A 20,366-nucleotide genomic window follows, 5' to 3' on the forward strand; every position below is an offset into this window, starting at 1 on the left:
CACTGCTATGCGAATATTTCTCACCGGGGCGACCGGTTTCATCGGTTCGGCCATTGTCCCCGAATTGCTCAAGGCCGGGGCCGCGACAGCGGACGGCGTTATCCATACCGCCTTCGATCATGACTTTTCGAGATTTGTCGCCAATTGCGAGAAGGACAAGCGTGCCATCGAGGCACTCGGCTCCGTACTTGCCGGCTCCAAGCGCCCGTTGGTCATTACCTCCGGGACCGCCATGGGCAGCCTCGCCCCCGACCTTCTGGCGACCGAGGAGGTGTGCAACACCAACCATCCCCATCCGCGGGCCACCTCTTCGATGTCGCGCGCCTATACCGCCAGGCCCTGGAGAAAGGCGAAGCGGGCGCGCGTTATCATGCGGTCGGCGAAGAAGGGGTCGGCAGCCGCGAAATAGCCGAGGCGATGGGCCGGGGGCTGAATGTGCCGGTGGTTTCGATCACGGCGCAGGAAGCCGTGGCGCATTTTGGTTGGCTGGAGATGTTCGTCGGCCTCGATATGCCCGCTTCCAGCGCCCAGACCCAGGCACGCCTGGGTTGGCATCCGACAGGGCCGATGCTGATCGCCGATCTTGACCAAGCGCGGTTCTAGGCCGATTGGGGGTTGCCATGTCCCAGCCCACTGGCAACCCCGGTGGGTAGGCTTATACGAGTGAACTGCTGTTCGGTGACCGTGCTTCCCCATTGGCTGCCTTCTTCCTCTTTCGTCAGCTCGAATCCGTGAGCTTCGTAGAGCCGCCGCGCGGTATCCAGTCCTTTGAACGTCCAAAGCCGGGTGGCGGCAAAGCCGAACTGATCGCAGAAGGACAGTGCTTCGCTGAGCAATTGGCGGCCGACGCCACTCCCTCGGCAGCCATCGTCGAGGATGAACCAGCGCAAGTGGGCCTCGTTGTTCCCAAGACCCTGCCCGTCGATGACCAGCGAACCGACGATGCGCTCGCTCTGAGTCGCCACCCACGCGCGGTTGCAAGGTTGCTCCAGGCGCCCGACAAAATCGGCAAGCCCCATGGCGACCTGGCTTTCGAAGAACTGCCCGAAACCGGAGTGCCGGGCATAGAAAGTGGCGTGCATTTCGGTCACGCGTCCGACCAGGCCCGGCCTGTAGCCCGAACTGATCTTGATTGGACTGCGCGGGGCCTCGACGCTACCCGGGCGCAATGTGCCGAGCGCACGGGCATAGGCCGCTAGGCCCTGGGCGACTGACTGCTGTTCCGACGGGTTCAGGTGCTCCAGCGCGGACTTCACCTGTGCCCGGCCATAGCGATGGATATGTGCAACGGTCTGTTGGCCTTGCCCGGTCAGGAGCAATGGCTTGACGCGAGCATCCGCGTCGCCGGCCACTTCCTGCAATTCTCCGGCGTCGATGAGCTTGCTCATCATCCGACTGACGCTAGACTTTTCCAGACCCAGTATCTGCACCAGTTGGGCTGCTGTCAGGGTCCCTGCCGCCTCGATCTCGAGCAGCGCGTGCACCGCGGAGGCGGAGTAGGCCGTGCCGGCCAAGGTGGCCCGCAGGAAACCCAGTTCGCGGACCATGGTACGCGATGCATGGCGAATCTCTTCAACCAGGGATGGGGCGGTGGTCATTTGGAAATCTCCGCTGCGCATGGTTGCATGATACAACCATGTGCAAGTCGAGGATGTCCAGCACTATCAAGTGTTTCTCAGGCTCGCAAAGGTGGGGAAGGCGTGAAAATAGCATAAACTGCAAGTCATCATTTCAACCACATGGAAGGGTTTCATGATCACAAAAGCGACCTCGTTTCTCAAAGGCGAGTGGGCCGATGCCAAACTCAAGGTCGGCCATGTGGTGCTTTTTGTGGCGGTGGTGTGTATCTCATTGATCGCAATCAGCCTCTGGGGGGTGTTCAACTCGCTGGAGTATCACCTGCATGACAAAGAAGTCGAGATGTCAAACCTGTCCAAGACCTTGTCATCCAACATCGCGGCAACACTGACTCAAGCCGACACCGTGATCTTGGGTATCCAGGGGCAAGTGGAAGTTGAAGGCACCGGGGCGCAGACCCTGGAACGCTTGGGCGGCATACTGAAAAACCAACAAAAAAGCCTGCCGCAAGTACATGGTTTCTTTATTTATGATGAGCAGGGGCGCTGGTTATTCAATTCCAACGGCGCCATCCCCTACGGGGTCAATAACTCGGATCGCGATTATTTTATCTACCATCGCGAGCATGTCAGTTCAGCACCCTATATCGGCCCGGCAATCCGCAGTCGTTCAACCAATGAATGGGTTATCACCATCTCGCGGCGACTCAACCACCCTGACGGCAGTTTTGCCGGGGTGACCCTGGCGACGATCTATCTCAAGTATTTTCTCAACCTCTATGAGGGGATCGACATGGGGGGCAATGGCATTATCAATCTGACCTCCTCAACGGGGCATATCGTCGTGCGCAAACCCTTTCGCGAGATTGATATCGGTACTGATATTTCCACGGGCGAGGTATTTGCCCTGTTGACGCCCGGGGTCAGCTCGGGTACCGCCACCATTAGGTCATTTATTGACAATGCCGAGCGGGTCATCAGTTTTCAACGGGTCAATGGTTACCCGCTTGTAGTGATTGCGGCCTTTGATAGAAATGAAATACTGGCGGACTGGCGCAGCGAATCCTTTGCCAGCTTTCTCATATCATCGGTGTTGCTGTTGATTCTCAGTTTTCTTGGCTATCGACTGATACGACTGATGAACCAGCAGCTGCAACTGCAAAAGGAATTGCAGCGTTCTGAAGCAAACTATATCGAGGCCAACAAGGCGCTCGGGCAGCAGGCGCTTGAGGATGGACTGACCGGGCTGCCCAATCGTCGCAAGTTCGACCTGTTTATCAACACGGAAATCAATAAGGTAAGACGAAGACCCGATGATATAGCCCTGATCATGATCGATGTCGATCTGTTCAAGAAATACAATGACCAATATGGCCATGTGCAGGGCGATGAGTGTTTGAAAACAGTGAGTGCTATCATCAGCAGAAATATCACTCGGGAAGGTGACCTGGCCGCCAGGTACGGCGGCGAGAAGTTTGCCATCGTACTTTTGAACACCGACTATGTTGGTGCCTTTATCATCGCCGAGAGAATTCGCACTGAATTGGAAAGCTGTTCGATCCAGCACAGCGAATCCCCGGCCAAAGTCGTCACCATCAGCGTGGGCATCGGTGCCTTATCAGGCTCAAGAACGGACACCCCTGAGACTTTGATCGATATCGCTGACAGGGCACTGTACATCGCCAAAACCAGCGGCAGAAATCGCACGGTCATTTCCAATCATCTATCCGATACCCCGGCTTGAGCTGAATACGGATGGTGTCGTGCGCAAGACCGTCGCGCCCAGGTCACGGGCTGACGGTCATTGCAGCGGTGGGATCCTGGCCACGCTTGAGTAGTGACCAGGCGGCCTTTCAACAGTCTGATTTACCCCGGCACAAACATCGCCAGCGCCGCCGTCGCCATCACCGCCGTCGCAATCCAGCCCAGGACAATCAACGGCCTGCTCACCGTGAACGCTCCCATCACCGATTTCTTCGACACCAGGAGGATGATCACGACCATCAGTGGCACGGCCACGACCCCGTTGATTACGGCGCTCCAGAACAGAGCTTTCATGGGACTGATGGGCGAGTACTGGATGGCGAGCGCGGCGAGCACGCTGATGGCGATGATGCTGTAAAAGCCTCGGGCGTCGCGCACTTTGCGTTCGAGGCCTTCGTTCCAGCCCATCGCTTCGGACAGGGCGTAGGCGCCGGAGCCCGCCAGCACGGGCACGCCGATCATGCCGACGCCGAGTATGCCAAGGGCAAACAGCAGGTAGGCGAAGTCGCCAGCCAGTGGCCGTAATGCGCTGGCGGCTTGCGCCGCGGTATTGATGTCGGTCAGCCCCGCCACATTGAGGGTTACGGCCGTGGCGAGAATGATGAAGTAGGCCGTGATATTGGAGTAGAGCATGCCGCTCCAGGTGTCCCAGCGAATGCGTTGCAGTTCCTTGCGGGCGGTACGCGAGTCCTGATTGAGCGGTGCTCCGTGGGGTTTTTTCTGCATGTCCTCGACCTCTTCGGAGGTCTGCCAGAAAAACAGATAAGGGCTGATGGTCGTGCCGAAAAGCGCCACGACGACTGCCGCGGCGCTGGCATCCGGGGTGAATTGGGGCCAGACCGTGTGCAAGGCAACCTGCTGCCACGGAATATGCACCGTAAACAGTACGGCGGCGTAAGCCAGCAGCGAAAGCGTCAGCCACTTCAGGAACATGACGTAGCGGTGGTATGGGATAAACATCTGCAGTGCCAGGGTCCCGAACACGAAGATGGCGGTCATGAGGTGCCGGTTGACGCCGCTGACCAGCTCCGCCACTTCGCCCATGGCGGCGACGTCGGCGGCAATGTTCAGTGTATTGGCGACAAGCAGTAGCAGGACCACGCCCTGGAGCACGAGCGGGGGAAAGGCCGTCTTGATGTTGGCGGCCAGTCCCTTGCCGGTCACCCTGCCCAGGTTTGCGCACATCAATTGCACGGCGGCCATCAACGGAAAGGTCAGTGGCATCGTCCAGAGCATGTTCAGGCCGAATTGAGCGCCTGCCTGCGAGTAGGTGGCGATGCCGCTGGGGTCGTCGTCGGCCACGCCGGTGATCAGCCCGGGCCCGAGCTTGGACAAGGGATGTTCTTTCAGACGCCACCAAAGCGTCCGAAAGACATTCGCTCGGGGAGTGCCTTTGACGTCCATTGATACACCTCAAGACGGGAGTAGGGGGGACTGAGTGTCGCAGCCCAAGATGAACGCCTTCTACCGGCGATAGGCCTGGATGTCAAAGCAATCAAATAACCGTCAGGTCTGATTCCGCCTGGCGCTGCCGCGCCCTGGCCGTTGGCTGGTCCGGGCGTTTGGTTCCATCACTGGCAATTTCCGCTCATAACGCGTAAAACGCCCCTCCAAGCCCTCGTCCAGAGGGCTTTGTCATCTGTATTTCCGCATTCCAATCCGAAGAATCCAAGCATGAACCTACGCCATATCGCAGTGGGGCTGTCCGCCCTTGTGTTGCTCTCGACCGGCGGCGCCCAAGCGCGCAACCTGCTGGACCTTATCGATCCGCCCGGCCAGCACGAGAAGCAAGGGCATCGCTCGGGCTCCATCAGCCAGAACGCGGCAATCGAGCTCTATTCGAGCCAACAGCAGCAGGCCTCGTTCGACGGCTGTGCCGACCTGTTCCCCGGGGCCAGGCCGATCAGCATGGCCAGTGTGCCGGCCACCATGAAGCCCATGGCCCTGTGCTCCGACAGCTTTGCAGTACTGTACTCGCAAACCAGCAAGACGCCGTTGGTGGTGGTCGAGCGCCTGAGCGCGGCCCAGCTCAAGGACGCCAAGGGCGAGGAGCGTACCAACCAGTTCTACCCGGACCCGCGCATTCCCAAGGGCGCGCGGGCAGAACTGAGCGACTACCGGGCCCAACACCCGGCCGTGGATCGTGGCCATCAGGCACCGGCGGCCGATGCGCCGAATCCGAATGCCATGGCGCAGTCCTTCGCGCTGTCGAACATGGTTCCGCAAGACCCCACCAATAACCGCAAGATCTGGAGCAAGGTCGAGGCAGATGTCCGGAAGTTCGCGATGCGGGCCGAGGGCAATGTGTTCGTTTTCACCGGTCCGATCTTTGACGAGGGCCATGGCACCATTGGCGAGGATCAGGTCTGGGTGCCCACCCGCTTGTTCAAGCTGGTCTACGACGTATCGTCCAGGCGCGCCTGGGCCTATGTACTGCCGAACGCGGAAACCCGCATCGAAAAGCCGATGGACTATGAGACGTTCGTGAAAACCACCGGGCTCAAGCTGCTGGATCAACTGCCTGTTTCGGGCTCGGTGGTTCGTTCTTGAGTGTTGAGCGTCTGTTTTCCAGAGCGTTCTGAAACAGGGTCAGCCGACTTTCATCAACGGTTTGGCTCTGGCCAACGCCGTTGCCGCTCGGGTCAAAAGGGCTTCGGTATCGCCCCATCCCAGGCATGAGTCAGTCACTGAAACTCCATAGTGCATGGATTCACCCAGTGTTTGCGAGCCCTCATAAAGATGGCTCTCCAGCAGCTTGGCTGTTTCAGACTCAAGCATGAGTTCCGACGTTATTACCTTGGCGCCGCAGTAGTTGAAGATGCCATGGTCAATGTGGGTTCTCATCGCAGCCGCATAACCATGCCGGCTGTAGGTCCCCGGATCTGCCCCGCCCACCCCCAATAAATGAATGGGCAGATGACCCAGTTTCTTTATCAATGGCGCGTCTGGGCGGAATTCGAATGCCCATCCATTCGAGAACACACGATCAATCCAGCCTTTAAGCAGGGCTGGCATCGACCACCAGTAAACCGGGTAGACAAGGACCAGTGCATCCGCGCGCTCAATTCGTTGCTGTTCAGCACGGATATCTGGGGGCGGTAGCCCCTCATTATGGTGAACCGCCAGGTCGCCAGCGGTGAGTCGCGGATCGAACCCTTCACCGTAGAGGTCCGCGATGTCATAGGTACTGCGGTGATCCTCTGTTGAGATTCCTTCGCCAATTCGAGCCGCTATCCCGTGGGTGAGGGAGTGACGAGCATGGTGAGCAACGACGAGCTCTTCAAGACGATAGTGAGCATGGTCGAGAGAGCAAGTCAGCTGCGTGCTCATAAAGTCCAATTGTTGTGACCCGTGACTTTGTGCAGGACATCGAGCCGGCTCTGTTTCCTACAGGGTCGGGGCGTGCTCGCCTCGCATAAGATCAGAAAAACAGGATGCCGATCCTCCCTGTTATTGAGGCGAGGGCCTTGTCAGCTCAAAATAGATTATGTAAAACATCTATTAAATAAAGATTGTAACTAATCTATTCTGTCCTTCCCCCGACGAGATGCGGCACGTCCCGCAAGCCTAAGGAACACTCCATGCTGTCTACATTGGTCGCAAATCGCCTGGCGCGGCGCCAGGTTCACTATGGCTGGGTGGTGGCCGCCGTCACCTTCCTGACCATGCTGGTGATGGCCGGCGCCATGGGGGCGCCGGGGGTATTTATCGTGCCCCTGGAGCACGAGTTTGGCTGGAGCAGCGCGCAGATATCCGGGGCCCTGGCGATTCGTTTCATGCTGTACGGGCTGATGGGGCCGTTCGCGGCAGCTTTCATGAACTACTTCGGCCTGCGCCGGGTGGTGCTGGTGGCGCTGGTGATCGTGCTGGGCGGCATGATCGGGTCGATGTTCATGAACCGCTTCTGGCAACTGGTGCTGTTATGGGGCGTGGTGGTCGGCGTCGGCACGGGACTCACCGCCATGGTGCTCGGAGCCACGGTGGCGACCCGCTGGTTTTCCCATCGTCGCGGCCTGGTGGTCGGGTTGCTGTCGGCCAGCTCCGCCACCGGCCAACTGCTGTTCATGCCACTGATGGCGTCCTTGACGGAGCACTATGGCTGGCGCTTGGCGCTGAGCTTTATTTGCTGCGCCATGGCGGTGGTCGTGCTGGCAGTACTGGCCTTGCTGCGCGATCGTCCGGTGGACCTGCACTTGCCGCTGTACGGGGAGAAGGAGGTATTGCCGGCACCCGCCCAGCGCGGCAGTCTGTTGCAAATGCTGATCAGCCCGCTGAAGGTGCTGCGCGACGTATCGGGCAGTTGGACGTTCTGGGTGTTGTTCCTGACGTTCTTCGTCTGCGGTGCCAGCACCAACGGGCTGATCCAGACCCACTTCATCAGCATGTGCGGCGACTTCGGCCTGGTCGCCACCAGTGCGGCCGGTATCCTGGCGATGATGGGCATCTTCGACTTTTTCGGCACCGTGGGCTCGGGCTGGCTGTCGGATCGTTTTGATAACCGCTGGCTGCTGTTCTGGTATTACGGTTTGCGCGGCATCTCGCTGATGCTCCTGCCGTTTACCGACTTCACTGTGTTCGGCCTGTCGTTTTTCGCCGTGCTTTATGGCCTGGACTGGATCGCCACCGTACCGCCCACGGTCAAGCTGGTGGCGCAGAAGTTCGGCGGCGAGCGGGCCAATATCGTCTTCGGTTGGGTGTTTGCCGGCCATCAACTGGGCGCGGCCTTTGCCGCCTACGGCGCCGGGCTGACACGGACCTTGCTGGCCACCTACACGCCGGCGTTTTTCATCGCCGGGCTGCTCTGTCTGATTGCCGCGCTGATTGCCTTGTCGATACCGGTGATGCTGAAAAAGTCGGTGGCGCACTCGCAGTCTCCGGTCTGACGGGGCAAGCCAGGGCAACAGGATGCCCTGGCTGTTTCCTTTCGTTGCCTTCAAACGCTCAAGGCCAGGTAGTCGGTGTATCCCTTCTGGGTACCGCCGAAGAAGGTGGTGTTGTCCGCCTTGTTCAGCGGCGCATCAGCCTTCAAGCGCTCGACAAAGTCCGGGTTGGCCAGAACCATCTGGCCGTAGGCCTCCATGTCCGCAAGCCCGGCAGCCAGGTCGGCGCCAATCTGCTCCCGTGGGCGGCCCGGGCGATTCACAATCAGGGTGTTGCTCCAGGTCTTGCGGATGTCCGCCAGCAGCGAGTCGTTGCCCTGGTGCAGGACGTGGAGGTAAGCAAGGCCCAGCTTGTTCAGTTCGGCCACCAGGTAGCGATAGAGGTGCGGACCTTCTTCGCCCTCATCAATGCCCCACATCGTGATACCCGGCGAGAGGCGGATGGCGGTTTTTTCGGCACCGATTTCTTCGGCGATGGCGGTCGTGACATCAATCGCAAAGCGTGCGCGGTTCTCGATAGAGCCACCGTATTCATCGGTTCGGGTGTTGGCGCTGGGGGCCAGGAACTGCTGGACCAGGTAGGCGTTGGCGCCATGGATTTCAACGCCGTCGGCCCCGGCTTCAACGGCCCGGCGCGCGGCGAAGCGCAAATCAGCGACGGTCTGACGCACTTCCTCGGTGCTCAACGCCCGTGGTACCGGGATGTCCTGCATGCCTTTGACGGTGAACATGGGCGTATTGGGTGCGATGGCGGACGGTGCCACGCCCTGGCGATGATGGGGCGTGTTATCGGGGTGGGACATGCGACCGGCATGCATCAGCTGGATAAAAATATGCCCACCGTGGGCGTGTACCGCCGCGGTGATTTTCTTCCAACCGGCCACATGGGCATCGCTATAGATGCCCGGTGTGGTGAGGTAGCCCTGACCATCGTCGGACGGCTGTGTACCCTCGGTAACAATCAGGCCGACGCTGGCGCGCTGGGCATAATATTCGGCCGCCAGTTCCCCTGGGGTACCATCGAACTCCGCGCGGCTGCGTGTCATGGGCGCCATGACCAGGCGGTTTGAAAAGGTGGCGTTGGCGACGTGTATGGGGCTGAAGAGTGAGCTCATGATCCGATCCTCGAAAGTGTGTGTTGCTGGAGACGCATCATCAGCTTTATTGTTTATGGGATAAATATGGTCTTTTGGATTTGATTGATCCAAATATGGAGCAGTTGGCGTGGAACTTCTGAACGATATGGCGTTGTTTGTCGAGGTCGTCAAAGCCAAAGGATTTCGCGGGGCGGCCGAGGTGCTGGGCATGCCGAACTCCACCCTGTCACGGCGCATCAGTGCACTGGAGAAGGCGATCGGTTTGCGGCTCCTGCATCGGACCACGCGCAAGGTCGAGGTGACCGAGGCCGGGCAGATCTACTTCGAGCGCTGCAAGCGAATTGTCGATGAGGCCCGGCTGGCCCATGAGCAGCTTGGCGAGATGCTTGCGCAACCCAGCGGGGTATTGCGGGTCTCATTCCCCGTGGATTTCGCGGTCACTTACCTGGCGCCCTTGATCACCGAGTTTGCCGGCCTCTATCCGGGGATCACCTTCGATCTGGACCTGACCTCCCGGCGTGTCGACCTGGTGAGCGAGCCCTTCGACGTCGCCATTCGGATTGGCGAATCACAAGACTCGCAGCTGATCGCACGACCTTTGGCCACCCTGGTGTCCTATTTGTACGCCTCGCCGCGTTATCTTGAAGTGTCGGGCGTGCCCGGCACACCGGATGATCTCGAACGGCATCAGTGCCTGAATATTCAGAAGGCCGGGGCCTGGACGCTGACTGATGGCGTACAAACCTTCTCGGTAGGGGTAGGAGGGCGCTTTATGGTCAACAGCGTCGGGATGCTGCGGCGGCTGGCTGTGCTCGACCAGGGCATCGTGCTGATGAACGAGAAAATCATTGCCGATGAACTGCGTAATGGCCAACTGCGTCGTGTCATGCCCGAATGGCAGGGCAAGCCGGTGACGGTTTATGCCGTGACCGAGACCCGCTTGCTGCCGGCCAAGACCCAGCGTTTCATCGAATTCCTTCGGGCAAGACTGGAGTGACTCGGGTGATGAAGCGCTCAGCCCGTCAAAGACCCATGCCGCAGCGCCTCCTGATCGTCATGTTGCAGGTGTAGAAAGCGTTCGCTCTGGCGCCTCCTGATGGTGAGTGGTGCCAATGAACAGGTACATGGCCGGTACCATGAACAGCGTCAGCAAAGTCCCGATCGAGAGGCCGGCGAAGATCACCAGGCCCATGTCGTGACGCCCGGCCGCGCCGGCACCTGAGGCCCAGACCAACGGCACCACGCCCAACACCATGGCCGCGGTGGTCATCAGGATCGGTCGCAGGCGTACCGCCGCGGCTTCTTCGATGGCCTCGCGCTTGCTGCGGCCGGCGCGTTGCAGTTCGTTGGCAAACTGCACGATCAGAATCCCGTGTTTGGTGATCAACCCGAGCAACGTCACCAGGCCCACTTGCGTGTACACGTTGATCGAGGCAAAGCCCATGGTGATGAACGCCAGTGCGCCGAAGAGCGCCGGTGGCACCGAAAACAGGATCACCACGGGGTCGCGGTAGCTCTCGAACTGGAAGGCCAGCGCCAGATAGACGATCAGGATGGAAAACAGCAGCAGGCCGACAAAGCCGCCCGACTCCTGGATGAACTGACGCGACTCACCGGATGCATCGGAGGTGTACCCCGAAGGGGCGACCTGGTTGAGGATGCTGTCAAGTTTCGTCAGCAGCTCACCCTGGGACAAGCCACTCACGCCCGAGAGGGTAGCCGAGTTGAGCTGCTGGAAGTGGTTGATCGACTCAGCCTCGGTCGACGTCTCGATATGCGCCACTGTGCGCGCCTGGATCATTGCCCCGGAGGGCGTGCGAATGTAGTAATCGAGAATCTGCTCGGGGTTCAGACGGTCGACCTGCAGGACCTGGGGAATGACTTTGTACGAGCGCCCGGCGGTGGAGAAGTAGTTCACGTAATTGCCACCCAGCGCCGCCGAGAGGGCCGCGCCGACGTCGGCCTGGGTCATCCCCAGGGTCGCGATCTTGTCACGATCGACGATCAACTTGGCCTGCGGCTTGTCGATCTTCAGGTCCAGGTCGGAGAACCAGAACAGCTGCTGCTTCTGAGCCTCGGCCATGACCGCCTGGGCCACTTCATTCAAGTTTTCGACCGACTCCGTGGTGGTAATGACAAACTGTACCGGCAAGCCTTGGGCGCCCGGCAGCGACGGCAGTGGAAAGGCCGCCATCTTGGCGCCGGCTACCTGGTTCCACTTCTGTTGCAGATCCAGTATCAATTCTGCCTGCGAACGACTGCGCTCGCCCCAGGGCTTGAGCAGCACGCCACCAAGCCCGGAGTTGAGCGAAGGCACCCCGGTCAGTTGGAACATCTGCGCGTACTCGGGTTCGGTTTTGGCGATCTGGAAGGCCTGGTCAGCCAGCCGTTCCATCTGCTGCGGGGAGGCTGTCGGCGCCCCCTTGACCTGCATGAACACCAGCCCCTGGTCTTCGGTCGGCGACAGTTCGCTCTTGGCGGTCATGCCGCTGGCGGCCACCAACAGGAACAGGATAAAACCAAAGGTGACCAGCACCGGCCAGCTGTCCAGCCCGGCGCCCAGTATCCGGTGATATCGTTTGCGTAAGCGGTCGAAATAGCGATCCAGCAGGCGCGCAAATCGACCCTCTTCCTGCCCTGATTTGAACAGCCGTGAGGTCATCATCGGCGAGAGGCTCAGTGCCACCACGGCGGACACGGTCACGGCACCGGCCAACGAGAAACAGAACTCCTTGAACAATGCACCGGTCAGGCCGGTGCGCAGTCCGATGGGGACGTACGCGGCGATCAACACCACGGTCATGGCGACGATCGGACCGCCTAGCTCCCTGGCGGCGGTCATGGCGGCCTCCAGTACACCTTTGCCTTCTTCCTTGATATGGCGGTCGACGTTCTCGACCACGATAATCGCGTCATCGACCACCAGGCCGATCGCCAGTACCAGTGCCAGCAGGGTCAGCAGATTGATCGAGTAACCCAGCAGGAACATGATGAAGAAGGTCCCGATCAGTGACAGCGGTATCGCCACCAGTGGCACGATCACCGCGCGAAATGAGCCGAGGAACAGATAGATGACGATCGAGACGATGATCATGGCCTCGGCCAGGGTCTTCACCACCTCGTAGATCGAGGTATTGATGAACTCCGTGGAGTCATAGACGATCTCGCCTCTGACACCGCTCGGCAGTTGCGATTGCAGGTCGGGGAAGGCCTTCCTGACGCTGGCGGCGACTGTCAGGATGTTTGCATTGGGCGCCACTTTGATGCCGATGAACACCGAGCGCTTGCCGGAGAAGGCGACGCTGGTGTCGTAGCTTTCCGCGCCGAGGGTGACGGTGGCCACATCTGCCAGATGTACCAGTGCATCGCCGTTCTGCTTGACGACCAGCTGTTTGAATTCCTCCACGCTGTGCAGGTCGGTGCCGGCGGTCAGGTCGACCGTGACCATCTGTCCTTTGGTTGAGCCCAGGGCCGACAGGTAGTTGTTGTTTGCCAAGGCAGTGGCGACGTCCTGCGCCGAAACGCTGTGGGCGGCCAGCTTGCCCGGGTCCAGCCAGGCGCGCATGGCGAATTGGCGCCCACCGAGGATCTCGGCGGTCTGTACACCTTCGATCGAGTCGAGCTTGGGCTTGACGACCCGCAACAGGTAGTCGGTGATGTTGTTCGTCGGCAGCACATCGCTGTAGAAGCCCAGGTACATGGCGTCCGTGGTCTGCCCAACCGCCACCGAGAGCACCGGCTCCTGCACCTGGGGCGGAAGCTGGTTCTTGACCGAGTTGATCTGGGTGTTGATTTCTGTCAGTGCCTTGCTGGAGTCGTAGTTGAGCCGCAGGGTCGCGGTAATGGTCGAGAGCCCGGTAATGCTCGAGGAGGACAGGTAGTCGATGCCCTGCGCCTGGGCAATGGCCGCTTCGAGCGGTTGCGTGGTAAAGCCGGCGACTGTGGCTGAGTCCGCACCGTAGTAGCTGGTGGTGATGGTGACCACCGTGTTTTCGGTGTGCGGCCACTGGTTGACCGGTAGCCCGAAGATCGATCGCAGGCCCAGTATCAGGATAAACATCGAGACGACAACGGCCCAGACCGGTCGCTTGATGAAGATATCGGTGAGTTTCATGGGCGCGCGGACCTATTGTTCTTGTGGCGTCGGGGAGGCGTCGTTCAACGGCGCACCCTGGCTGTCGATTTTCACCGGTGAACCGTTCTTGAGTTTCATCTGGCCACTGGTGATCACCTGGTCACCTTCCTTCACGCCGGACAGGATGGCCACCTGATCACCGCGGGTTGGCCCGGCTTTGATGAACGTTTGCTGCGCGGTAAGCACCTCGTTGCCCTGGTCGCTCTTCTGTATGGCGATAAAGACCGTTGTTCCATAAGGGTTATAGGTGACGGCGGTTTGTGGCACGGTGAGGTAGCGCTGCTTGGCGCCGGACTCCACGACGGCCTGGGCGAACATGCCAGGCACCAGGCTTTGTTTCGGATTCTCGACGGTGGCTTCAACGACAATGTTGCGTGTGGTCGGATCGAACCTGGTGTCGATGGCCGTGACCTTGCCGGCGAAGGTCTGCCCGGGCAGGCCGCCAGCCGTGACCGCGACCGCCTGGCCGAGGGAAATCGCCACCAGCTGCGCTTGCGGTACGTTGAAGTCGATGTAGATGGGGTTGAAGGTTTGCAGGGTCGCGATCTTGTCGCCGGGGTTGAGGAATTGACCGGGGTTGACACTGGTGATCCCGATCTTTCCGGCAAAGGGCGCGTGGATGGTTTTCTTCGCCAGCAACGCCCGTTGCTGCTCTGCCGCCGCCATTTTCGCTTTCAGGTCGGCGTCGTCCGCATCGACCTGGGCCTGGGACACCGCGTTCACCGCCAGTTGCGCCTTGTCGCGCTTGAGCACCGTGGCGGCCAGGTTGGCGGTGGCTTCGAGCGAGTGAAGCAAGGCGATATCCGAGTCCGCGTTCAACTGGACCAGCAGGTCGGCGGTCGCCACTTGCTGGCCCGGTTTGAAGCCGATGGTGCGAACGATGCCGCCGACCTCGGTGGTGACATCGACGCCCCGTACCGCCTTCATCGAGCCCACGGCGGAAACGCTAGGCTGCCAATCGGCGAACTCGGCCCGGATGATTGTGACCACGGCCGGTGGCAGCGGGACTTTTGATTGGGCGATCAGCTTCGATATCTGGCTGAATTTCACGCCGGCGATGATCGCGACGATCACCAGCACCACCCCGATCATGACGAGCATAGGCTTGAGCAACCGTCGTTTACGGGCACCGCCGGGCTCGTTTGGCGGGGTCGATGGGGAAGCGGCGATCTTGGCGTCGGCCATGGTTTTTCTCACTGTTTCAATAACGGTCGGGGCTTCCTACGGAGGCAGGGGCCACATCGGTTCGGTTCCACCAGCCACCGCCCAGTGCCTGGAAGAGAGCGGTGGTGTCGCTGTAGCGGGCACTTTGCGCCCTGACGCGGGTGAGTACCGCGTTCTGATAGGTCTGTTGCGCGGTCAACAGATTCAGATAGGCCACGGCACCCAGTTGGAACTGCGCCTGGGTCAGTGCCAGGCTTTCGTGGGCAGCCTGTTCGGCCTGCACTTGCTGGTTGAGTGTGTCAGCGTCGGCTTGCAGTGCCCTGAGTGCGTTGGCGACATCCTGGAAGGCGCTGATCACGGTGCCGCGATAGCGTGCGGCCGATTCATCATAGGCGGCTACGGCGGCCTGCTTGCGATGTTTAAGGGTGCCGGCGTCGAAGATCGTCTGGCTGACCGAGCCGGCGAGACTCCAGAACCCGGTCCCCGACGAAAACAGCCGGGTACCGCTCAGCGCACTGGAGCCCAGTGTTCCGCTGATGCTGAATTGCGGCAGTTGATTGGCAATGGCCACGCCGATATTGGCGCTGGCCTGATGCAGTTGCGCCTCGGCGGAGCGCACATCCGGTCGCTGCTCGACGATGCTCGAGGGTAGGCTGAGCGGTAGCTGCTCTGGCAGATGGAGCGAGGCCAGGTCGAAACGCTCGCCCTGATCCTGATTGGGAAAACGGCCGAGATAGGCCATCAGTTGGTTGCGGGTTTGTGCGAGCTGCTTCTGCAGGGGCGGCAAGGTCGCGCGGGTTTGCGCAAGTGCCGCCTGCTGCGCGAGCACGTCGGTATTGGCGATCGCCCCCAGCCGCCGTCGCGACTGCAGGAGCTCAAGCTGATCGCTCTGCAAGCGGATGAGTTCCTGGGTGGCGCTTACCTGATCGCGCAGGGACGCCAGGGTGATGGCCGTGTTGACGACATTCGAGGTCAGCGTCAGGTAGGTTGCCTCCAGTTGGTAGCGCTCATACTCGGCCTGGGCCGTGGACGCTTCAATCTGGCGACGGCCGCCGCCGAACACGTCGGCATCGTAAGAGACGCTCAGCGATGCCGAATTGACGGTGAGAATCTTCGCGGGCAGACCAAAAGTGTTGGCGGTCGACGGCAGCTGTCGTGTCCTGGACGCATTGGCACTCAGGGAGGGAAACAACGAAGACTGCTCGGCGTACGCCAGTTCATTGGCCTGGTGGAGGGCCGCTTGCGCGGCGGCTACATCCGAATTGGCCTTCAGCGCCTCTTCCACCAGCGCGTTGAGGGCCGGCGAACGGAACAGCGTCCACCATTGGCCGGGGATATCCATGCCCTCGACCAGTTTTTGTGCCGCGCCTCCTGCCGCCACATCGGCCGAGGCGGTGGGCGTTGTCAGTGTATCCCGCGCATAGCCGGCATCCTTGGCGACGCCAGGCCGAACAAAGTCCGGCCCTACGGCACAGCCCGCGAGCATGACGGCACAAAACACACTCGCAGGCGCAAGAACCTGCCAGGTGCGAGAAGTCGCCTGCCGCTGGGATTGCTCTTTCATGGGCTCTCTAATTGATCGATCAGTTAGTTGTATGAATAGATCAAGCCTGTGCCCTTTGCCTGCTTTAACGATGATTTATACGCAAACTTCGGGAGGAGGGCGACGCCGAGCTCAAGGCGCTACTGCTCATCAGAAGCCTAAGTGCTGAGTTAATGACTCTCAAGTCAAGTAAATTTTCACTTGGGCGCGAAGTCAGCGATCGACGCGTTGCTGCAAGTTCGCGGGATAACGATCGCCGACGACGGTAACTTGCGCCAGGGCCGATTCGATGGCGCCGAGGTCCGCGGTCGTGAGGATAATCCCGGCGGCGCCGATGTTTTCCTCCAGGCGATGCAGCTTGGTGGTGCCCGGTATCGGTACGATCCAGGGTTTGCGGGCCAGCAGCCAGGCGATAGCGATTTGCGCGCGGGTGGCACTTTTGCCTGCGGCGATCTGGCCGAGTACTTCGACCAGATGCGCGTTGGCCTTGCGGTTTTCCTCAGAGAAACGCGGGACCAGGTTGCGAAAGTCATCGGCGGCGAAGGTGGTTCGTTCGTCGATGGTACCGGTGAGAAAACCCTTGCCCAACGGACTGAAAGGTACGAAGCCGATGCCGAGTTCCTCTAGGGTCGGCAGGATCTGCGCTTCCGGCTCACGCCACCACAACGAATACTCGCTCTGTACTGCGGTGAGCGGCTGCACCGCATGGGCCAGTCGAATCGTCTGGACGCCGGCTTCGGACAGGCCGAAGTGCCTGACCTTGCCGGCTTCGATCAACTGTCGGACGGCTCCGGCCACCTCTTCAATCGGCACGTTCGGGTCGACCCGGTGTTGATAGAGCAGATCGATATGGTCAGTGCGCAGGCGCTTGAGCGCGGCCTCCGTTACCGCGCGAATCGTCTCCGGGCGGCTGTCCAGGCCCTCCGCGACCAGGCCGTGCTTGAAGCCGAACTTGGTGGCGATCACCACCTGGTCGCGAATGGGCGCCAGAGCTTCCCCCAGCAGGCTCTCATTGGCATAGGGACCATAGGCTTCCGCGCTGTCGAAGAAGTTGATGCCCTTGTCGAACGCGGCACGGATAAGCCGGATAGCCGCCGCCGGGTCCTGCGCCGGTCCATAACCGAAGCTCAAGCTCATGCAGCCCAGGCCCATGGCCGAGACTTCCAGGCCGCTGCTACCTAATTGACGTTTGCGCATGTTCTATCTCCTTCATAACGATGGGATGAAGGAAAGCAGCTTAAATTGCTGTATGAATCTCAACAATTGGGCTAGCGTTTCATAGGTTATTGAGAGAGTTTCATGAATGATTCGTGCAGGATTGCCTGAGTTGACGGCGTTCGTGGCCATTGCCGAACAACGCAGTTTCAGCGGCGCGGCCCGTGTCCTGGGGGTTTCACCGTCGGCGCTGAGCCATTCCATGCGTGGCCTGGAGGCGCGCCTGGAACTTCGCCTGTTCAACCGCACTACGCGCTCCGTCGCCCTGACCGATGCGGGAGACCAGTTGTTCCAGAGGGTCCGCCCCTTGCTGGGGGATCTGGAAAGCGCGGTGAATGAGGTCACTTCGGCGCGGAATACGCCGTCGGGTTCGATTCGTCTGAGTGCTTCGGAATCGTCCTTCAAGCCACTTATCCATCACGTTATTCCAGGTTTTCTCGCGAGCAACCCGCAGATTCATATCGAGTGTGTGGCCGACAGTCGCCTGGTGGATATTGTTGCCGACGGTTTTGACGCCGGTATCCGCCTGTATGACGATGTGCCACGGGATATGATCGCCGTGCGGTTCGGCCCGGATATCCGATTTTCCGCCGTCGCCTCGCCTGGATACCTTGAGCGGAACGAAGCGCCCAAGGCTCCTCATGACCTCAAGCAACACCGTTGTATCCGCTTTCGCTTTGCCAGTGGCGCGCTCTTGCGCTGGGATCTGGAATACCTGGGCAAGAGCGCGAGCCTCGACGTGGATGGCCCGATGACCATGGACAACCTCAGTTTGATGGTCGAAGCGGCCCTGGCAGGCGTCGGGGTGGCCTGGGTGCCCGAGGCGCAGGTGGCCGAGCACGTAGCGGCTGGGCGCTTGATTCGGCTACTGCCGGAATGGAGCCCTTACTACCCCGGGCTTTGCCTCTATTATCCAGCCAATCGACATCCGCCCATGGCGCTTCGACTGTTTGCCCAGGCAGTGCGGGACTGGGCGAGCCAGGCGGGATGAGTCATTGGTGGCAGGCGTTCGAATCGGTACGGCGGGGTCGTTAACGCTACTCCCCGGGCCTATAAGCCCTGGCTGCTACGAATCAGGTCATAGGCCCGGCGTACCAGCGGATTCACCGTATTGGGGCGGATCCACAGATGGTAAGTCACATCCGGCAAGCGCGGCAAACCGTCGTTTTCCCCCAGCACCCGCATGTCCGGCCCCAGTAGTTCCATGCTCCGCGGTGTTACCCCGAGCCCGGCACGAATCGCCGCCTTGATGCCGATCAGGTTCGAGGCCAGGTAGGCCTGGCGCCAGGCAATCCCTTCACGCTCCAACGCCTCCATGGCATAACGCCGGTAGATGCTCGGTTCTTCCACCAGGATCAGCGGCAGTGGCTCGCTGGGCACGTGGATGTACTGCGCCGAGCAGATCCACCACACCGGCGAGGTCCGCAGGGCAAAGCCTTGCAGGCGCGAGTCTTCGCGGGTGGAGATGACCATGTCGATCTTGCCCCGGTGCAGGTCCTCCATCAGGTACGGGCTGCGGCCGACATCGATTTCCAGGCGCAGGCGCGGCGCCGAACGGGCAATGTGGCTGAGGATCGGCGGCAGGATAGTGTCGGCGATATCGTGGGGTGAACCGATCCGCAGCACGCCGCTCATATGGCTTTCCTGCAACGAACTGAGCGCCTCGTCATTCAGCGACAGCAGTTGCCGGGCATGGCGCAGCAATTGTCGCCCCGGCTCGGTGAGCTGTTTCTGGCGACCCTGTTTCTGGAACAGGCCGACGCCCACCTGATGTTCCAGGCGTTGCATCTGTTGGGTCACGGATGACTGCGTGCGTGCCAGGTGCTGGCCGGCTTCGGCAAAACTGTGGTGGTCGACCACCGCGACGAAGGTGCGCAGCAGTTCCAGGTCCAGGGTCGGAGAGGGCATGGCGACTCGAATTCATATCAAGGGCGTTCGTCAATAGATTACAGAAGCTAATGTATTTGGCGAGTCTAAAATATCTTTAGTGCTGAAAGTTCCAATAAACAGGGGTTATGCCGTTTTTGTCAAAAGCTAATAACCAGAAAGTTATAACAATATTAGATATTTGAATTTCCGTTCGCTCGCGCGGCTCCCTAGCATGCAGGGCAACAAGGTCGGGACACGCCGATTGCCATCGAGGGGATAGTCATGTCGTTCAAGTGCACACCGGGCCAACGCCTGCTTCCTGCTTTTTTCGGCGCCGTGCTGGCGCTGGGGATGGTGGCTGCGGCCCAGGCCGATGCCACCCTGGACAAGATCGAGCAGCGCCACAAACTGGTGGTTGGCGTGCTGTTGTCCGGCGGGCCGTTCGGTTCCATCGATCCGTCGAGCCAGGCGCCCAAGGGCCTCAATGTGGATCTGGCCAATGCCCTGGGCAAGGACCTGAACGTCGCCGTCGAGCTGGTGCCGGTACTGCCGGCCAATCGCGTGCAGTTCCTGCAGCAGGGCAAGGTCGACCTGCTGATCGCCAATATGGAATGGACGCCGGAGCGCGACGGCCAACTGGGTCATGTGCCGACGCCGTTCTACAAGGTCGGCGGTACCGCGGCGGTGTTGAAGAGCAGCACGATCAGCCGTTGGGAAGACCTCAAGGGGCAGCCGGTGTGCACGTCCCAGGGCAGCAGCTACGTCAAGCCGCTGAGCGAGCTGGGCGCCCAATTGAAAGCCTTCAAGAGCTCGTCGGAGTCCCTGCTGGCGCTGCGCGGCAACAACTGCGTGGCGGCGGTCCACGATGCGACGCTGATCAATCCGCTGCTGGCGGGCAATCCGGAGTGGCAGGACTATCGGGCCATTACCCCGGAGTTGAATCCGGCGCCGTCGGTGATCTGGACCCGCCAGGGCGAGGTCGATACCCAGAAGCGCCTTGACACGGTGGTCCAGGGCCTGCACCGCAGCGGTTGGCTGATCGAGGCCGAGAGCCGCAACCAGATCTCGCCGAAGTCGCCGACGCTGGTGGAGCTGCATAACCAGTTCAAGGGTTGATCGTAC

The 20,366-nt window shown here is 60.4% G+C and carries 17 protein-coding genes; 8 read left to right on the forward strand and 9 right to left on the reverse strand.

The annotated features are described in order from the left end of the window. Nucleotides 1–7: 7 nt before the first annotated feature. Entirely contained in the window at nucleotides 8–409 is a 402-nt protein-coding gene (locus M5B96_RS19630) for a hypothetical protein (RefSeq protein WP_248798430.1), read from the forward strand. Nucleotides 410–417: 8 nt separating this feature from the next. Beyond that, entirely contained in the window at nucleotides 418–603 is a 186-nt protein-coding gene (locus M5B96_RS19635) for a hypothetical protein (protein ID WP_248798432.1), read from the forward strand. Here M5B96_RS19635 and M5B96_RS19640 read toward each other — a convergent pair. Beyond that, nucleotides 600–1,598: a helix-turn-helix domain-containing GNAT family N-acetyltransferase gene (locus M5B96_RS19640; protein ID WP_248798435.1), complete on the reverse strand. Its 999-nt coding sequence runs from the start codon at nucleotides 1,596–1,598 to the stop codon at nucleotides 600–602. The genes M5B96_RS19635 and M5B96_RS19640 overlap by 4 nt on opposite strands. Nucleotides 1,599–1,752: 154 nt before the next feature. On the opposite strand from M5B96_RS19640, the gene M5B96_RS19645 reads away from it, so the two are divergent. Next, nucleotides 1,753–3,321, forward strand: coding sequence for a sensor domain-containing diguanylate cyclase (locus M5B96_RS19645; RefSeq protein WP_248798436.1), 1,569 nt, complete (start codon nucleotides 1,753–1,755; stop codon nucleotides 3,319–3,321). Nucleotides 3,322–3,443: 122 nt separating this feature from the next. On the opposite strand, the gene M5B96_RS19650 is transcribed toward M5B96_RS19645, so the two are convergent. After that, nucleotides 3,444–4,745, reverse strand: coding sequence for an NRAMP family divalent metal transporter (locus M5B96_RS19650; RefSeq protein ID WP_248798437.1), 1,302 nt, complete (start codon nucleotides 4,743–4,745; stop codon nucleotides 3,444–3,446). Between the two features lie 270 nt (nucleotides 4,746–5,015). On the opposite strand from M5B96_RS19650, the gene M5B96_RS19655 reads away from it, so the two are divergent. Next, complete coding sequence (locus tag M5B96_RS19655; protein WP_248798438.1) at nucleotides 5,016–5,891, forward strand: DNA/RNA non-specific endonuclease; 876 nt, start codon at nucleotides 5,016–5,018, stop codon at nucleotides 5,889–5,891. 39 nt (nucleotides 5,892–5,930) lie between these two features. Here the strand turns inward: M5B96_RS19655 and M5B96_RS19660 are convergent, their stop codons facing one another. Further along, nucleotides 5,931–6,671, reverse strand: coding sequence for an NAD(P)H-dependent oxidoreductase (locus tag M5B96_RS19660; RefSeq protein WP_248798439.1), 741 nt, complete (start codon nucleotides 6,669–6,671; stop codon nucleotides 5,931–5,933). A 251-nt stretch (nucleotides 6,672–6,922) separates the two neighbouring features. Here M5B96_RS19660 and M5B96_RS19665 point away from each other — a divergent pair, with 251 nt between their 5' ends. Continuing rightward, nucleotides 6,923–8,224: an MFS transporter gene (locus M5B96_RS19665; protein WP_248798440.1), complete on the forward strand. Its 1,302-nt coding sequence runs from the start codon at nucleotides 6,923–6,925 to the stop codon at nucleotides 8,222–8,224. 50 nt (nucleotides 8,225–8,274) lie between these two features. Here M5B96_RS19665 and M5B96_RS19670 read toward each other — a convergent pair whose 3' ends face one another. Beyond that, nucleotides 8,275–9,336, reverse strand: coding sequence for an alkene reductase (locus M5B96_RS19670; protein ID WP_248798442.1), 1,062 nt, complete (start codon nucleotides 9,334–9,336; stop codon nucleotides 8,275–8,277). 109 nt (nucleotides 9,337–9,445) lie between these two features. On the opposite strand from M5B96_RS19670, the gene M5B96_RS19675 reads away from it, so the two are divergent. Further along, nucleotides 9,446–10,315: a LysR family transcriptional regulator gene (locus M5B96_RS19675; protein ID WP_248798443.1), complete on the forward strand. Its 870-nt coding sequence runs from the start codon at nucleotides 9,446–9,448 to the stop codon at nucleotides 10,313–10,315. A gap of 57 nt (nucleotides 10,316–10,372) precedes the next feature. Here the strand turns inward: M5B96_RS19675 and M5B96_RS19680 are convergent, their stop codons facing one another. The 4 genes from M5B96_RS19680 to M5B96_RS19695 form a co-directional block, all read right to left on the reverse strand. Further along, nucleotides 10,373–13,432 (reverse strand): efflux RND transporter permease subunit, encoded by a 3,060-nt coding sequence (locus tag M5B96_RS19680; protein WP_248798445.1) that lies wholly within the window; start codon nucleotides 13,430–13,432, stop codon nucleotides 10,373–10,375. A gap of 12 nt (nucleotides 13,433–13,444) precedes the next feature. Then, entirely contained in the window at nucleotides 13,445–14,554 is a 1,110-nt protein-coding gene (locus M5B96_RS19685; protein WP_248798730.1) for an efflux RND transporter periplasmic adaptor subunit, read from the reverse strand. Between the two features lie 100 nt (nucleotides 14,555–14,654). Further along, a complete protein-coding gene (locus M5B96_RS19690; protein ID WP_248798453.1) occupies nucleotides 14,655–16,181 on the reverse strand; it encodes an efflux transporter outer membrane subunit in 1,527 nt (508 codons plus the stop codon). Between the two features lie 192 nt (nucleotides 16,182–16,373). Further along, the gene (locus M5B96_RS19695) at nucleotides 16,374–17,357 is read right to left on the reverse strand and encodes an aldo/keto reductase (protein WP_248798455.1); all 984 of its coding nucleotides are present in this window, start codon (nucleotides 17,355–17,357) and stop codon (nucleotides 16,374–16,376) included. A 106-nt stretch (nucleotides 17,358–17,463) separates the two neighbouring features. Between M5B96_RS19695 and M5B96_RS19700 the strand changes: the two genes are divergently transcribed. Then, the gene (locus tag M5B96_RS19700) at nucleotides 17,464–18,366 is read left to right on the forward strand and encodes a LysR family transcriptional regulator (protein ID WP_248798457.1); all 903 of its coding nucleotides are present in this window, start codon (nucleotides 17,464–17,466) and stop codon (nucleotides 18,364–18,366) included. Nucleotides 18,367–18,425: 59 nt separating this feature from the next. Here M5B96_RS19700 and M5B96_RS19705 read toward each other — a convergent pair whose 3' ends face one another. Then, on the reverse strand, nucleotides 18,426–19,283 hold the full coding sequence (locus M5B96_RS19705) for a LysR substrate-binding domain-containing protein (protein ID WP_248798458.1): 858 nt from the start codon (nucleotides 19,281–19,283) through the stop codon (nucleotides 18,426–18,428). Nucleotides 19,284–19,526: 243 nt separating this feature from the next. On the opposite strand from M5B96_RS19705, the gene M5B96_RS19710 reads away from it, so the two are divergent. Further along, nucleotides 19,527–20,360, forward strand: a complete 834-nt coding sequence (locus M5B96_RS19710; RefSeq protein WP_248798459.1) for a transporter substrate-binding domain-containing protein — start codon at nucleotides 19,527–19,529, stop codon at nucleotides 20,358–20,360. The last annotated feature ends 6 nt before the right edge of the window (nucleotides 20,361–20,366 follow it).

This window comes from Pseudomonas sp. MWU13-2105, assembly GCF_023242315.1.
Classification (GTDB): domain Bacteria; phylum Pseudomonadota; class Gammaproteobacteria; order Pseudomonadales; family Pseudomonadaceae; genus Aquipseudomonas.